The following is a 14,954-nucleotide window of genomic DNA, read 5'->3' as shown; positions in this document are numbered from 1 at the left end:
TGATGTTGGCAATCCCGAACCCGAACGAGGTACCCCGGTTACTCTCCGGAGTATGGGGCGCGGAAAACTGATACTGAGGGTTGCCAGCGTGATGCTGCTGCTGTCCGGAGTACCCGCCCACACCGGCCCGGCGACCGACACCAGAGCCCAGCCGGCCAGTACGCCGAACGCCGGGCCGACGGACGGCGGTGCGGTGGGTGGCGTGGTCGGGCGGCTGGCGCCCCGGGCGTGCCCGACGCCGAAGCCCCCGGTGTCCCGGCCGACCCGGCCCGTCGCGCCGACCCCGGAACCGGCTCAGCGGGAGGTCGGCGGAGCGGCGCTGGCCACCGCCGGGCTGGTGGTCCCGGTCGGCGCCCCCGAACCGCCCGCGCTCACCGCCACCTCGTGGCTGGTCGCCGACCTGACCACCGGGGCCGTGCTCGGCGGCTGCGGCCCGCACGAGTACGCGGTCCCGGCGAGTGTGCAGAAGCTGCTGCTCGCGGCGGCGGTGCTGCCGTCGCTCGACCCCACCCGGGTCGTCGAGGTGACCGAGGAGGACCTGGACTTCGAGCCGGGCAGCTCGGCCGTCGGGCTGGTCCGGGGCGGCCGGTACCCGGTCGAGACCCTCTGGCTGGGTCTGCTGCTCAACTCCGGCAACGACGCGGCGAACGTACTGGCCCGGGTCGGTGGCGATGCGGTGGGGCGGGCGGGCGGACTGGCCGCGATGAACCGCGAGGCGCGGGCGCTCGGCGCACTGCAGACCCACGCCGCCACACCGTCCGGTCTGGACGGTCCCGGGCAGTACACCAGCGCGTACGACCTGGCGCTGATCGCCCGGGCCTGCTTCGCCCGGGAGGACTTCCGGCGGTACGCCGGCACCAGGCTCGGCCACGTCCCGGCCCAGCCCGGTACGAAGGGCTTCCCGATCTGGAACGACAACCAGCTGCTGCACCGGTACCCGGGCGCGTTGGGCGGCAAGACCGGCTACACCGACCTGGCCCGGCACACCTTCGTCGGGGCGGCGCAGCGCGGCGGTCGTACCCTGCTGGTCACCCTGCTCGGCGCGGAGTCGCGACCGTTGGCCGGCTGGCAGCAGGGCGCCGCGCTGCTCGACTGGGGCTTCGGGCTGCCCGCCGACGCCGGCGTCGGCCAGCTCGTCACCCGGGGCCAGCTCGACGCGGCCGCCCGGGTGCCGTCGCCGGCGGCCGCCGTCCGACCGGTACCGGACACGGCCGGGGACCGGCCGGTGAGCCGGTGGCTGTTCCTGGTCGGCGGTGTGGTCGCCGCCGTCCTCGGCCTGGTGCTGGTGCTGGTCGTCCCGGCCAGACGGCGGCTCAGGGCACCGGACGGTCGGCGATGACCTGCCCGGCCACCTCCAACGCGGTGTCGACCTCGACCGGGTAGCTGCGCAGGAACTCCAGCGGTGTCGCGTCGCCGGGCTGCGGCACGGCGATCCAGCCACACAGGGCACGGCCACGGATGTCGCTGCTCAGGCAGACCAGCCGAGGACCGGTGTGGTGCTCCCGGCCCAGGGCCTCGACCCGCTCGACCAGGGCCGCGCAGCGGTCGAACATCCGGTTCAGTCTGGCCGCGGCGGCCGTCCTGTCCTGGTAGACCCCGCCCCAGGCGAGCTGCGTGACCAGCGCGATCCCCCGGTAGCCGAGGCAGTACGTGAGGGCGTACGAGTTGATGCCGTGCCCGGAGTGCACCACCTGCACCTGCTCGGACAGGTCACCGGCGAGCAGCTCCTTGACCAGGCCGCTGTCCAACATGTACAGACTCATCGGGTCGTCCGCGCGGGTCCCCCAGTGCCACCCACCCAGCTTCGCGAGCCGGTGCCGCAGCGGCTGCGGCACCGGCGGAACGGTCAGTTGCCTGGACTGGAACCTGCTGCACATGAAGCGCCAGTCCGTGGTGTCGGCGGAAGACTCCGGCAGAGACATCCCGCAAGGGTAGGGCCTACAGCCCCAGATCCCTGGCAATGATCATCCGCTGGACCTCGGAGGTGCCCTCGCCGATCTCCAGGATCTTCGAGTCCCGCCAGAACCGGGCCACCGGGAACTCGTTCATGAAGCCGTACCCGCCGTGGATCTGGGTGGCGTCCCGGGCGTTGTCGACCGCGCACTCGCTGGCGTGCAGTTTGGCGATCGCCGCCTGCCGCTTGAAGTCCTCCCCGGCCAGCATCCGGGCCGCCGCGTCGTAGTACGCCAGCCGCGAGGTGTACGCCCGCCGCTCCATCTCGGCGATCTTGAACTGGATCGCCTGGAAGTTGCCGATCGGCTGGCCGAAGGCGTGCCGGTCCTTCGCGTACCGGACGGACTCGTCGACGCAACCCTGGGCGAGCCCGACCGCGAGCGCGGCGATGGCGATCCGCCCCTCGTCGAGGATGCGCAGGAACTGGGCGAAGCCCCGGCCGCGCTGGCCGAGCAGATTCTCCGCCGGCACCCGGCAGTCGTCGAAGTGCAGCTCGTGGGTGTCGGAGGCGCACCAGCCGACCTTGGAGTAGCCGGGTGCGACGGTGAAGCCCGGGGTGCCCGAGGGCACGATGATGGTCGACAGTTCCTTTGACCCGTCCGGGTTCGTCCCGGTCACCGCGGTGACCGTGACCAGCGCGGTGATGTCGGTGCCGGAGTTGGTGATGAACGCCTTCGAACCGTTGATCACCCACTCGTCGCCGTCCAGTACCGCCCGGGTGGTGGTGCCGCCGGCGTCCGACCCGGTGCCCGGCTCGGTCAGCCCGAACCCGGCCAGCGCCTCGCCCCGGAGCAGCTTCGGCAGCCACCGGGCCTTCTGCTCGTCGGTGCCGAACCGGTGGATCGGCATCGCGCCGAGGGAGACCGCCGCCTCCAGGGTGATCGCCACGCTGGAGTCGACCCGGGCCAGTTCCTCCAGGACGAGGCAGAGCGCGAAGTAGTCGCCGCCCATGCCGCCGTACTCCTCGGGGAACGGCAGCCCGAAGAGGCCGAGCTTGCCCATCTGCGCGACGACCTCGTACGGGAAGGTGTGCTTCTCGTAGTGGTCGGCGATCACCGGGGCGACCACCTCGCGGGCGAAGGACCGCACGGTGTCCCGTAGTGCCTCGTACTCCTCGGAGAGTCGGAAGTCCATGGGTGATGCCTCCAATTGGTCGGCCCGCCGGTCGCTTGTGGCTCCGGGACGGGTCGGTGCTGTCGTCAGACCGGGGTGACGCCGTGCCGGCGTCGGGAGAAGTGCCGGTCCTTGCCCCTGGCGGCGGCGAACCGCCGGACCAGTTCCGTCCGCAGGTCGGCCGGTTCAACGATCGTGTCGACGACAAGTTCGCTGGCCAGCCGCACCAGGTTGATGTCCTGCTCGTACTCGGCCCGGCGCTGCGCGACGAACGCCGCCCGCTCGTCCGGGTCCGCGATGGCGTTGATCTTGTTGGCGTAGACCGCGTTCACCGCCGCCTCGGCGCCCATCACCGCGATCTTCGCGGTGGGCAGCGCGATCGTCGCATCCGGTTCGAAGCCGGGGCCGGCCATCGCGTACAGGCCCGCGCCGTACGCCTTGCGGACCACCACGCAGATCTTCGGTACCGTCGCCTCGCTGATCGCCGTGATCATCTTCGCGCCGTGCCGGATGATGCCCTGCTTCTCCACCGCCGTACCGACCATGAACCCCGGTACGTCGGCCAGGAAGAGCAGCGGCACGTTGAACGCGTCGCAGAGCTGCACGAACCGGGTCGCCTTGTCGGCCGAGTCGACGAAGAGCACCCCGCCCTTGAACATCGAGTTGTTCGCCACCACGCCGACGACCTCGCCGTTCAGCCGCCCGAAACCGATGGTCAGCTCCTTGGCCCAGAGCGCCTGGATCTCCAAAAAGGAGTCGGCGTCGAGCAGGCCCCTGACGTACCGGCGCATGTCGAACGCCTGGCGCTCACTCGCCGGCACCAGCGCGGCCAGGTCGACGTTGCCGGGCGCGTCGACCGGGGCGACCGCCGGCGGCTGCTGCGTCCAGTTCGCCGGCAGGTACGACAGGTAGCGGCGGACCACGTCGAGGGCGTCCGCCTCGGTCCTGCAGAGGAAGTGCCCGACCCCGGACTCGGTGTTGTGCACCCGGGCCCCGCCCATCGCCTCCAGGGTGGTCTTCTCCCCGGTGACCATCTCGACCATCCGGTCGGAGCCGAGGTACATGCTGGCGTTGCCGTCCACCATCGCCACCACGTCGCAGAACGCCGGGATGTACGCCCCACCGGCGGCGCTCGGTCCGAACAGGGCGCAGACCTGCGGGATCGAGCCGGAGGCGCGTACCTGGTTCCAGAAGATCTTCCCGGCGCCGCGCCGGCCGGGGAACAGGTCTACCTGGTCGGTGATCCGGGCCCCGGCCGAGTCGACCAGGTAGACCATCGGCAGTCCGGCCGCGTACGCCCGCTCGATGATCCGGATGATCTTCTCGACGGTCCGGGCGCCCCAGCTGCCGGCCTTGACCGTCGAGTCGTTGGCCATCAGGCAGACCGGTCGGCCGTCGACGGTGGCCTGGCCGGTCACCACGCCGTCGGCGGGCAGTCCGTCGGCGAGCGCGTTGGCGTAGAGCCCGTCCTCCACGAACGAGCCGGGGTCGACGAGCTGGTCGATCCGCTCCCGGGCGAAGAGTTTGCCCTTCGCCGCGTTCGCGGCGTGGTACTTCTCCGCGCCGCCGGCCCGGACCCGCTTGCCGAGCTGCTCCAGCTCCGTCGCGCCGTGCTGCCCGGACATCTCACCGTCGAGCGCCACGCCGACCTCCTCGTCCGACCGACCTGAACGATCGTTAGGTTACTGCATTGACACCACTTCGGGCCACCCGGTCGGCTTCCATACCGAATGCCCACGTACCAGAAGAGGATGTTGAAATCCATCTATCTATATATCTAGGCTCCTGGCACCCCCTGAACCCTCCCGGACTTGGAGAGTGAGCCATGACCTCACGAATCAGCCGGCTCGTGGTCGCGTTCGTCGCGACGGCGGGTGCCACCCTCGGCGTCACCGTCGCCAACCCCGCTCCCGCCTCCGCCGCGATGACCATCTGCTACAACACCAGCCAGGCGGGCAGCTTCGCCGGCGTCGCCAACCAGGCCGCGACGATCTGGAACAACGCCACGTCGAACCTGACCCTCTCCGCCAACTGCGGGTCGAACCTGCGGATCTACTCGATCACCGGCGGTGGCTCGTACGCCGTCCGGACCAGCCTCGGCAACGGCCGGGTCTACATCGACACCCAGCAGGCCCAGCAGTACAGCCCGCTGCGGATCATGAGCCACGAAATCGGCCACATCCTCGGCCTGCCGGACAACTACAACGGGAACTGCTCGCTGCTGATGTCCGGCGGCAGCGCCGGCACCAGCTGCACCAACCCGTACCCGAGCAGCGCCGAGGCGACCCGGGTGACCAACCTCTTCGCCGACACCCGCAGCGACACCGAACGCGGCAGCGCCGCCGACAGCGTGATCTTCCAGGACAGCTGGCCGGCGACCACCGCCCTCGCCCCGATCGGCTGAGCTGTAAGGAGGGGGCCCTTCCTATCGCTTTCTGTATAGGACGGGCCCCCTGTTAACGCTCGTCGTCCACGACTGTTCGACCGGAGCCCGGGGCCGGAGCCCGGGAACCGGGACGCCCAAAAACCGGGACGGCCGGGGACCGGGACGCCCGGGCGCCACGACCGACCACCGCGAGCGGGCAGACCGGGCGGGCTACTACCGGGCAGCCAACCGGGTACGCGGTCCGGCACGCAGCACCCCGGACGGCAGCCGCCGGCCGACGATCTCCTCGGCCAGTGCCGCCGCCTCCAGCAGCGCGTCGAGGTCGATGCCGGTGTCGACACCCATGTCGTGCAGCATGTGCACCACCTCCTCGGTGGCCACGTTGCCGCTCGCCCCCGGCGCGTACGGGCAACCGCCGAGGCCGCCGACGCTCGCGTCGTACTCGGTGATCCCGAGTTCGAGGGCGGCGAGCAGGTTCGCCAACGCGGTGCCCCGGGTGTTGTGGAAGTGCAGCAGCACCGGGATCTCCGACTGCCGGTCCCGGACGGCGGTGACCAGTTCCCGGACCCGGCGCGGGGTGGCCATCCCGGTGGTGTCGCCGAACGCGACCCGGTCCGCCCCGTCCGCCACCACCCGGTCGACGATGCCAGCCACCCGGACCGGGTCGACGTCCCCCTCGTACGGGCAGCCGAAGCTGGTCGCCACGATTACCTCGGCACTCGCCCCGGCCTCGTGCAGCAGTTGGATCAGCCCGGCGATGTCGTCCAGCGACTCGGCGGTGGACCGGTTCACGTTGCGCCGGTTGTGCGTGTCGCTGGCCGAGACCACCACCTCGATCTCGGTGAACCCGGCAGCCAGGGCCCGCTGGGCGCCCTTCGAGTTCGGCACCAGCGCCGAGTAGCGGACCCCGGACGCCTTCGCCGCCCTCGACCACACCTCGTCGGCGTCGGCCATCTGCGGGATCGCCCTCGGGTGCACGAACGAGACCGCCTCGATCCGCCCGACGCCGGTGGCGGAGAGCGCGTCGAGCAGTCGTACCTTGGCGTCGGTCGGGACCGGATCCTCGTTCTGCAGCCCGTCGCGGGGCCCGACCTCCCGGATCGAGACCGCGCCCGGCAGGTCGGTGGTCATCGCGTCACCCCACTCCGGCAGGTCACTTCTTCGCCCGCATCCGGCCGACGATGCCGGTGTCGTAGTCACCGCCGAGGAACTCGGGGTTGTCGAAGAGTTCGGCGAAGAACGGCAGGTTGCACTTCGGGCCGGTGATCTCGAACCCGGCGACCGCGGCACGGGCCCGCTCGATCGCCTCGGCCCGGTCGGCACCGAACACGATCAGCTTCGCCATCAGCGAGTCGTAGAACGGGGTGACGGTGGTGCCGAGGGCGTACCCGGAGTCGACGCGTACCCCGTCGCCGGTCGGCTCGGTCCAGGCGGTGACCGCGCCCGGGCCGGGCAGGAAACGCTTCGGGTCCTCGGCGTTGATCCGCAGCTCGATGGCGTGTCCCCGCGTGCTCAGCGCGTCCGGGTCGAAGGTCGGTGCCAGGCCGGCGGCGACCCGGAGCTGCTCCTCGACCAGGTCGACGCCGTGGACCAGCTCGGTGACCGGGTGCTCGACCTGGAGCCGGGTGTTCATCTCCAGGAAGAAGAACTCGCCGGTGGTGGGGTCGAGCAGGCACTCCACGGTGCCCGCGTTGCGGTAGTTGACCGCCTCGCCGGCCCGGACGGCGGCGGCGAGCAGCCGTTCCCGCAGCTCGGGGCTGACCGCCGGGGAGGGCGACTCCTCGACCAGCTTCTGGTTGCGCCGCTGCACCGAGCACTCCCGCTCGCCGAGCGCCACCACCCGGCCGTCGGCCAGGCCGAGGATCTGCACCTCGACGTGCCGTACCCGGGGGAAGTACCGCTCGATCAGCACCGAGCCGTCGCCGAACATCCGCTCGGCGAAGGCCCGGACCTTGTCGTACTCGGTGCGCAGGGTGGCCTCGTCGGTGGCGACCGCCATGCCCATGCCGCCGCCGCCGGCGGCGGCCTTGACCATCACCGGGAAGCCGATCGTGGCGGCGGCGGCGAGCGCCGCGTCGACGTCGGCCGCCGGGTCGGTGGTGCCGGGTGCGACCGGCACCCCGGCCGCCGCCATCAGGTTCCGGGCGTTGATCTTGTCGCCCATCGCGGTGATCGCGTCCGCGTCCGGCCCGACCCAGACCAGGCCGTTCGCCTCGACGGTACGGGCGAAGTCGGCGTTCTCCGAGAGGAAGCCGTAACCGGGGTGGATGGCCTGCGCACCCGTCGACTTCGCGGCGGCGAGGATCGCCTCGGCGTTGCGGTAGCTCTGTGCCGGATTCGCCGGCCCGACGCAGACCGCCTCGTCGGCCTCCCGGACGAACGGCAGGTCGGCGTCCGCCTCCGAGTAGACCGCGACCGTCCGTACGCCGAGCCGGCGAGCGGTACGGATGATCCGGCGGGCGATCTCTCCACGGTTCGCCACGAGCAGCGACTCGATCATGTCTGTTGCTTCCCTTTCCTGGGATGGGGGGTGGTGACCCGGCCGAGGCGTCGGCTCAGTTGTCCGGGTCGGCCAGCAGGGCGGCCAGGGTCGCGGCCCGCAGCAGTACGGCCCGACGTTGCCGGTCGACCTCGCCGCCGAGGAACGGGGTGGAGTTCATCAGACCGAACGCGGCATGCGCCAGCACCCGGGCCTCACCCGCCGAGAACCTGGGGTGCAGTGCGGTCAACACACCCACCCACTCCTCGACGTAGAGCCGCTGCAGCCGGCGGATCTGCCGACGTGGCTCCTCCGGGAGCCGGTCCAGCTCGTGCAGGTGCAGGGCGATCACCGCCGGGTGGGCGAGAGCGAAGTCGACATGGAAGTCGATCAGCGACTCCAGGGCCGCACGGGCGTTCTCCGGATGCTCCGCGACGCGCTGCCGACCGCCGGCCAACAGCCCGTCACTCACCGGCATCAGCGCGGCGACCAGCATCGCCTCCTTGCCGGCGAAGTGGTGGTACAGCGCCGGTCCGGTCACCCCGGCCGCCGAACCGATGTCGTCCATCGAGACCCCGTGATAACCCCGGGCAGCGAAGAGGCCGACCGCGATCTCCAAGATCTCCTCACGCCGGGACCGCCGCCGACGTACGCCGCTGGCCGGCGCGCCGGGCTCCGCCTCGATCACCTGCTCCTCCACCGTCACGCGACCCAGCCTAGCCAGCTGTCAATCACCGGCCTCCTGGGCGATCCCCGGGACGGGGACGACGGTCACTCCTCGCCGTCGAGGGCGTGCGTGGCGCGCACCGCCTCGGCCTCCTCCTCGCGGCCCAACGCGGTCAGCGTCTCGGCCAACCACCAGGCGGCCTGCTGCGACAGCGGAGACTGCTCGGGCAGGCCGCCGAGAGTGCGGCGCAGCAGCGGCTCCGCCTCACCCGCCCGGCCCGTCCGCATCAGCAGCTCACCGGTGAGCAGGTCGACCTGCAACGCCTCACCGAACGCCTCGATCGACCGCAGTCGCTCGGCGACCCCGGCCAACCGGTCCAGGGCGTCGACCTCCCGGCCGGCGGCGAGCAGCGCCCGGGCGCCGGTCTCGGCCACCATGGCCCGCTCCCAGCGCAGTGCCGGCCCGGTCGCCCCGTCACCGTCCACCGCCGGCTCGGATCCGACCGGCCCGGAGGCCGGCTCCGCGCCGTCCGGCGTGGCGGCGTCGGACTCGCCGACGCTGTCGGACGGCAGGCTCGCGGCGAGCGCGTCGGCCCGCGCCATCGCCGCCAGCGCGGCCTCCGGGTCACCCGCCCAGTGCAGCGCGGCGATCTCCCGACGCCGGGCGCGCAGCTCGTCCAGTCGCAGGCCGGCCGCCTGGTACGCGCTCGCCGCCGCCGCGAACCGCTGCGCCGCGACGTTGTCCCGGTCCTGGTTGTAGAGAACCTGGCCGGCCTCCTCCAGGACCTGCGCCCGGTGTGGCAGGTTGTCCGGGCCGTCGAGGTTGCCGGCCAGCTCGTCCAGCAGCACGAGTGCCGTCTCCTGCTCGCCGAGCGACAGGTAGATGCCGGCCAGCATGTGCCGGCAGCGGTCCGCGTCGGCCTGCTGTTCGAGCCGGTCCAGCGCGCCGATCGCCTCCTCCGCCGCCTCCGCCGCCTCGACCGCCCGACCCGCCCGGCGGTACGCGTCGGCCAGCTCCCACCTCAGCATCGCCGCCCCGTCGGCGATGTCCCGCTCGACGCAGATCGCGACCGCCTCCACCAGGTCCTCGACCGCGTCGGCGGCCCGGCCGGTGCCGACCAGCGCGCGGGCCCTACCGATCCGGGCCGGCAGTCGTACGTCGGCGGTCGCCACCCGGAGCACCTCGTCGTACGCCCCGACCGCGTCGGCCGGGTCGTCGAGCGAGTTCGCGTACCCGAGGCAGGCGATCGCGTACGGCTCGGCCAGACCCAGCTCCCGGTAGAGTTCCCGGGCCCGCAGGGCGGCCTCGCCGGCGTCGGCCGGCCGGTCGAGCAGTTCCAGCAGGCGTACCCGGCGCAGCGCGAGTCGCGCCGTCAGGTACGGGTCGCCGCCGGCGGCCACCTCGGCCGCCGCCCGGTCCGCCGCCGCCATCGCCTCCTCGCCGTGCCCGGTCTCGGCCAGCACCACCGAGTGCCGGTCGTGGGCGGCGGCCCGCTGCGTGCTGTCGCCGTGCTCCACCAGGTACGCCGTCGCGGGTCCGGCGAGCGCCAACGCCTCCTCCGGTTCGCCGGTCAGCGCCAGCAGCACGGCGAGCCGGCTGGTGACCACCTGCTCCCGCAGCGGGTCGGGTATCTCCTGGTAGCGCCGGACGACCTCGCGGTTCGCCGCCACCGCACCCGCCACGTCGTCGGCTCGGTGCAGTTCGAGCGCCGCGAACTCGATCCGCCGCGCCACGACCAGCGGTTCCTGCTCCTGGTCGCCGAAGCGCTCGTCGAACGCGGCCAGCACCGTCACCAGGTCGTCGTCCCGGTCGGTCCGCCACGCCTCGTCGGCCAGGTCGAGCAGCTCCGTCGGGGTCGCGGCGGCCGGCAGGTCGAGCGGCACCCGGGGGCGTACCGGCAGCGGGGTGGGGTCGGTGGCCTGGTCCGGGGTGTCGGTCGGGGCAGCACCGGCGGGGGCCGTACGCCGGGCGGTGGCGGAGAGCGGCAGGTACTCGCCGACCGGGGTCAGCGCCAGCCGCCGGGTCACCACCTCCGACTGGCTCGACGTGCCGTTCCGCTCGTCGAACCGGGCGGCCACCTGTCGGGCGGTGGCCGCGAGTTCCTCGGCGAGCACGCCGACCGGCACCTCGGCGGCCGGCCGCTCCCCGTGCCCCCGGCGGCGTACGGTCAGCCCGTCCGCGTCGAGCCGACCCAGCAGCAGCGCGCCGCTGGCCGCGAACATCATCGCGGCTGCCGGCGACGGGGCCCGGTCCAGCCAGTCGAGGTGCCGTTCGAGCAGTTCCAGCCCGCGTACCTGGTTGCCGGTGACCGCGCAGAACGTCAGGTGGTCGCCGACGTCCCACAGGTCGGCGAGGTTGCCCCGGTGCCGGCGGTACGCCCGCAGGTGCGCCTGCCGCGCCTCCTCCCGCCGCCCGGTCCGCAGGTACGGCATCAGCAGCGCGGTGAGTACGCCCTGCGGCTGCTCGCTGCAGCTGAGCCGGCCGGCGAGCACCGGCTCGGCGAGCGCCACCGCCTCCTCGTCCCGTCCGGTGTCGGCGAGGTAGCCGATCTGGGTCGACGGGTCACAGCCGGCGCAGTCGGAGAGCACGTCGCGGGGTGTGGTGGTCCAGCGCCTGTACCACTCCTCGGCCTCCTCGTCCGCCCCCAGGTGCCGGGCGACCCGGTGCCGCATCTTGTAGACCGCCTGCAGGCTGTGCCCGCCCTCGCGGTAGCGCCGCTCCATGTCGTCGAGCACCGCCCGGGTCCGGTCCAGCGGCACCTCGGGGAAGGCCAGCAGGCCGTTCACCATGTACTTGAAGTACCAGAGCAGGTTGTGCCGGTAGCGGTTGTGCCAGGGCCGAGGGTTGTTGTCGAAGTCGGCCAGGCACCAGGAGAACGTGACGAACGAGCGGGCCGGCTCACCGCCGTAGACGTAGGCGGTGGTGGCGAGCATCCGGGCGGCGAACGACACCTCGTCGTCGCCGGCCGCGTCCGCCTGCCGGATCAGCTGCTCCACGGCGGCGATCTGGCCGCTGCCGTACGGCATCTCGCTGACCCGGTCGAGGGCCCGCCGGAGATCGTCGTTGCTGGAAACCACGGTCGTCTACTCCTGTCCGGGCACGGCCCGCCCGAGCAGGCCGAGGAACGAGCTGTTGAGCAGGGCGGCGTCGGCCGGCCGGATCGGGTGGTAGCCGAGCAGCAGTGCCTGGCCGTACAGGGCCTCGACGGCGAGACCGACCAGTTCCGGGTCGGTCAGCGCGGTGATCCGGCGGACCAGCGGGTTGCGGTGGTTGAGCACCAGCTGCGGGCGCTCCGGCGGGCCCGAGGCGGCGATCGCGTCCAGCACCCCGGCCCAGGTCTCGTCGGCCCGTTCCCGGGTCGACTGCAGCTGCTCGTGGAAGATCGCCGACCGGCTCACCAGGTAGAGGGCGGGCAGCGAGGCCGGGGCGTACGACCGGACCGCCACCTCGCAGCCGAGCCGGTCCAGGGCCCGCTGCGCGGTGGCGACGAACGGCCGCAACGCCAACGCGGTACCCGGGTCGAGGGCGTCGAACCGGGTGGTCAGGTCACTCGGCTCCAACCGCTCGATCAGCACCGACCGGTCCACCGCCGGCAACCGCTCGATGATCTCGCTGTCGTACGTGTAGCCGGCGTTCACCACCGCCAGGTCCTGGGCCGCCGCCACCGCGGCGAGCTGCCGGAACTCGTCGATGCTGGCCGCGTACCGGATCAGGCCGTGCCGGTCGCGGAACTCGGCGAGGGTGGTCTGCCCGAGGTTGGTCTCCATCGGCCACCAGCGCTCGACCAGCCGGAGCATCTCGTCGTCGTGCAGCGCCAGTGCCTTGACGCCGAGGTGGTGCACCCGGAGGAACTCGGCGAGCCGCAGCGGGTTGCTGTCGGCCAGTCGGACGAGCCAGCCACGGAGCTGGTCGCCGAGCGCCTCCCGGGTGCTCTCCAGGAGGCTGTCCTCGTAGAGCGCCTCCCGGCTGGCGGTCGGGCGCAACTCGCTGGCGTCGACCACGCAGCGGGCGAAGAACGCCCAGTCCGGCAGCAGACCCTCGGCGCCCTCGGTGAGCAGCATCCGCTTGAGGTAGACCCGGTGCCCGGCCCGGGCCGCCGGGTTGACCGGTGCGGGCAGCACGAACGCCACCCCGGTCAGCCCCGCCTCCGGCACCGACAGCGGCACCACGTCGAACGGGGTGAAGCCGAGCACCTCGCGGGCGTACGCGATCAGCCGCTCCCGGCGCTCGGCGGTCGAACTGCCGACGGCGGCCGACCACGGCGGCGGGCCGGTGGTCGTCTCCACCTCGCCGACGTGGACCCGGATCGGCAGCAGCGAACCGAAGAGTCCGGCCAGTTCGGTCACCGTCGGACCGGTCAGCCACTGGTCGGCGCCACGCCTCGGGGTCAGCGTGACGGTGGTGCCGGGCTCCGGCCGCTGCGCCCCGGCGTCGGCCAGCTCGACCCGGTAGCGGCCGTCGGCGTAGCCGGTCCAGAGCACCGTCGGGTGGTCGGCGTGCCGGGTCCGGACCTGGATCTCGTCGGCGACGAGGAAGCAGGAGAGCAGCCCGATGCCGAACTGGCCGAGGAACTCGTGCCGGGCGAAGCCCAGCTCGTCGCGCTTCGAGCTGCGGCCGATGGTGGCCAGCAGTTCGTGCACCTGCGCCTCGGTCAGCCCGATCCCGGTGTCGTGCACCCGGAGCGTGCCGTCGCCGGTCAGCTCCGGCGGTTCGATCCGGACCGCGGCCGGTGCCGCCGGGTCGGTGGCCCGACGCGCGGTGATCGCGTCCGCCGCGTTCTGCAGCAGCTCCCGGACATAGACCCGGGGGCTGCCGTAGAGGTGGTGACTGAGCAGATCGACCACGCCGCGCAGGTCGACCTGGAAGGTCCGGTCCACGATGCCCTTCTCCCGCTCGGGAACGGGATTTCCACGTGCTCCCGTCCGACGACGGCGCTCACCGTACCGGTCCGGGCCGACGCTCCGCCTCCCCTGATGATCCGCGAGGCGCGGCCCGCGTCGGCCGCGCCTCCAGGCTGATCGGCGGCTCCGGCCGTCAGCGGCGCTCCGAGCGGGTGCCGTCCGCGACCGACTCGGCGGGCACGTCGCCGACCGGCTCGACGGGTACGTCGCCGGCCGGGGCCGGGGGCGCCCCCAGGTGACCCTTGCGACCGTCCTTGGCGGACTTCACCAGGCTGGCCACGGTGGCGATGAGCAACGTTCCGATGATCACGGTCAGCGAGACCTGGATCGGGATGTGCGGCGCCCACTCGACGTGCTCGCCGCCGTTGACGAACGGCAGGTTGTTGTCGGCGAGGGCCTCCAGGACCAGCTTGACGCCGATGAAACCGAGTACCGCGGCGAGGCCGATGTTGAGGTAGACCAGCCGGTCGAGCAGCCCGCCGAGCAGGAAGTAGAGCTGGCGCAGCCCCATCAGCGCGAAGACGTTGGCGGTGAAGACCAGGTACGGGTCCTCGGTGACGCCGAAGATCGCCGGGATCGAGTCCAGGGCGAAGATCAGGTCGGTGGTGGCGATCGCGATCAGCACGATCAGCATCGGGGTGAAGAGCCGGTTGCCGGTCTCGTCCCGGGTCGTCAGCTTGACGCCGTGGAAGTTGTTGGAGAACGGCACTGCCCGCCGGGCCCAACGGATGGCCGGGTTCTCCTTGAAGTCGCCGCCGTCGACGTGACCCTGCCGGAGGAAGCCGATCGCGGTGTAGATCAGGAACGCGCCGAAGATGTAGAAGACCCAGGCGAACTGGGTGATCAGCGCGGTGCCGGCCGCGATGAACCCGCCCCGCATCACCAGGGCCAGGATGATGCCGATCAGCAGTACCTCCTGCTGGAGGTACCGGGGTACGGCGAACCGGCTCATGATGATCACGAAGACGAAGAGGTTGTCGATCGAGAGGCTGTACTCGGTCAGCCAGCCCGCGTAGAACTCGGCCCCGAACTTGGCGCCGCCGAACACCCATACGCCGATTCCGAACAGCACCGCCAGGCCGACGTAGAGGGCGACCCAGAGCGCGGATTCCTTGATGCTCGGCTCGTGCGGTCGGCGCCCGATGATCAACAGGTCGGCGAGCAGCACCGCGACCAGTACGACCAGGCTGATTCCCCAGACCAGGCCACTGACGTCCATCGTTTCCACGTTGTTTCCTCCGGCAGGCACGCGTCGTCGCCACGAGGTGACGAACAGGGGTGGTGTCTGTCGGAGGTCTTTTCCACCACTGAGCGTGATCACGCCAGTGGCCGGCGGTGCCGGGTCACCGCCCGACTCACGCCGACCGGCTTCCGTGCTGACGACATCGCCGTCGGGGAATACTCCCCTCCTTGGCGGTCATGGTGCCACATCGCGGCGCCCGCCGCGACGTCCCG

The 14,954-nt window shown here is 72.1% G+C and carries 10 protein-coding genes and 1 pseudogene; 2 read left to right on the top strand and 9 right to left on the bottom strand.

Going from position 1 to position 14,954, the window contains the following annotated elements:
- Positions 1 to 91: 91 nt before the first annotated feature.
- Positions 92 to 1,339: a D-alanyl-D-alanine carboxypeptidase family protein gene (locus tag V1633_RS08585; RefSeq protein WP_331213821.1), complete on the top strand. Its 1,248-nt coding sequence runs from the start codon at positions 92 to 94 to the stop codon at positions 1,337 to 1,339.
- On the opposite strand, the gene V1633_RS08580 is transcribed toward V1633_RS08585, so the two are convergent.
- From V1633_RS08580 to V1633_RS08570, 3 genes are all read right to left on the bottom strand, one after another.
- Positions 1,314 to 1,922, bottom strand: a complete 609-nt coding sequence (locus V1633_RS08580; RefSeq protein WP_331213645.1) for a hypothetical protein — start codon at positions 1,920 to 1,922, stop codon at positions 1,314 to 1,316. The two genes, V1633_RS08585 and V1633_RS08580, sit on opposite strands and share 26 nt — an antisense overlap.
- Positions 1,923 to 1,938: 16 nt before the next feature.
- Positions 1,939 to 3,087, bottom strand: coding sequence for an acyl-CoA dehydrogenase family protein (locus V1633_RS08575; protein ID WP_331213644.1), 1,149 nt, complete (start codon positions 3,085 to 3,087; stop codon positions 1,939 to 1,941).
- A gap of 65 nt (positions 3,088 to 3,152) precedes the next feature.
- Positions 3,153 to 4,709 carry an acyl-CoA carboxylase subunit beta gene (locus V1633_RS08570; RefSeq protein WP_407951982.1) on the bottom strand — a complete coding sequence of 519 codons (1,557 nt, stop codon included), beginning with the start codon at positions 4,707 to 4,709 and terminating at the stop codon, positions 3,153 to 3,155.
- A 182-nt stretch (positions 4,710 to 4,891) separates the two neighbouring features.
- Between V1633_RS08570 and V1633_RS08565 the strand changes: the two genes are divergently transcribed.
- Positions 4,892 to 5,470 carry a snapalysin family zinc-dependent metalloprotease gene (locus tag V1633_RS08565; protein WP_331213643.1) on the top strand — a complete coding sequence of 193 codons (579 nt, stop codon included), beginning with the start codon at positions 4,892 to 4,894 and terminating at the stop codon, positions 5,468 to 5,470.
- Positions 5,471 to 5,665: 195 nt separating this feature from the next.
- Here V1633_RS08565 and V1633_RS08560 read toward each other — a convergent pair whose 3' ends face one another.
- From V1633_RS08560 to V1633_RS08535, 6 genes and pseudogenes are all read right to left on the bottom strand, one after another.
- Positions 5,666 to 6,571, bottom strand: a complete 906-nt coding sequence (locus V1633_RS08560) for a hydroxymethylglutaryl-CoA lyase (RefSeq protein ID WP_331213819.1) — start codon at positions 6,569 to 6,571, stop codon at positions 5,666 to 5,668.
- Positions 6,572 to 6,605: 34 nt separating this feature from the next.
- The gene (locus tag V1633_RS08555) at positions 6,606 to 7,952 is read right to left on the bottom strand and encodes an acetyl-CoA carboxylase biotin carboxylase subunit (RefSeq protein WP_331213642.1); all 1,347 of its coding nucleotides are present in this window, start codon (positions 7,950 to 7,952) and stop codon (positions 6,606 to 6,608) included.
- Positions 7,953 to 8,007: 55 nt separating this feature from the next.
- Positions 8,008 to 8,616 (bottom strand): TetR/AcrR family transcriptional regulator, encoded by a 609-nt coding sequence (locus tag V1633_RS08550; RefSeq protein ID WP_331213818.1) that lies wholly within the window; start codon positions 8,614 to 8,616, stop codon positions 8,008 to 8,010.
- A gap of 86 nt (positions 8,617 to 8,702) precedes the next feature.
- Positions 8,703 to 11,675, bottom strand: a complete 2,973-nt coding sequence (locus V1633_RS08545; protein WP_331213641.1) for a hypothetical protein — start codon at positions 11,673 to 11,675, stop codon at positions 8,703 to 8,705.
- 6 nt (positions 11,676 to 11,681) lie between these two features.
- Positions 11,682 to 13,475: an HSP90 family protein gene (locus tag V1633_RS08540; RefSeq protein ID WP_331213640.1), complete on the bottom strand. Its 1,794-nt coding sequence runs from the start codon at positions 13,473 to 13,475 to the stop codon at positions 11,682 to 11,684.
- Between the two features lie 265 nt (positions 13,476 to 13,740).
- Positions 13,741 to 14,718 (bottom strand): annotated as a pseudogene (locus tag V1633_RS08535) (TerC family protein); the annotation flags it as partial.
- Positions 14,719 to 14,954: the final 236 nt, after the last annotated feature.

It is taken from the genome of Plantactinospora sonchi, assembly GCF_036422035.1.
Lineage (GTDB): Bacteria > Actinomycetota > Actinomycetes > Mycobacteriales > Micromonosporaceae > Plantactinospora > Plantactinospora sonchi.
This window is presented reverse-complemented; position numbering and strand designations above follow the sequence as displayed.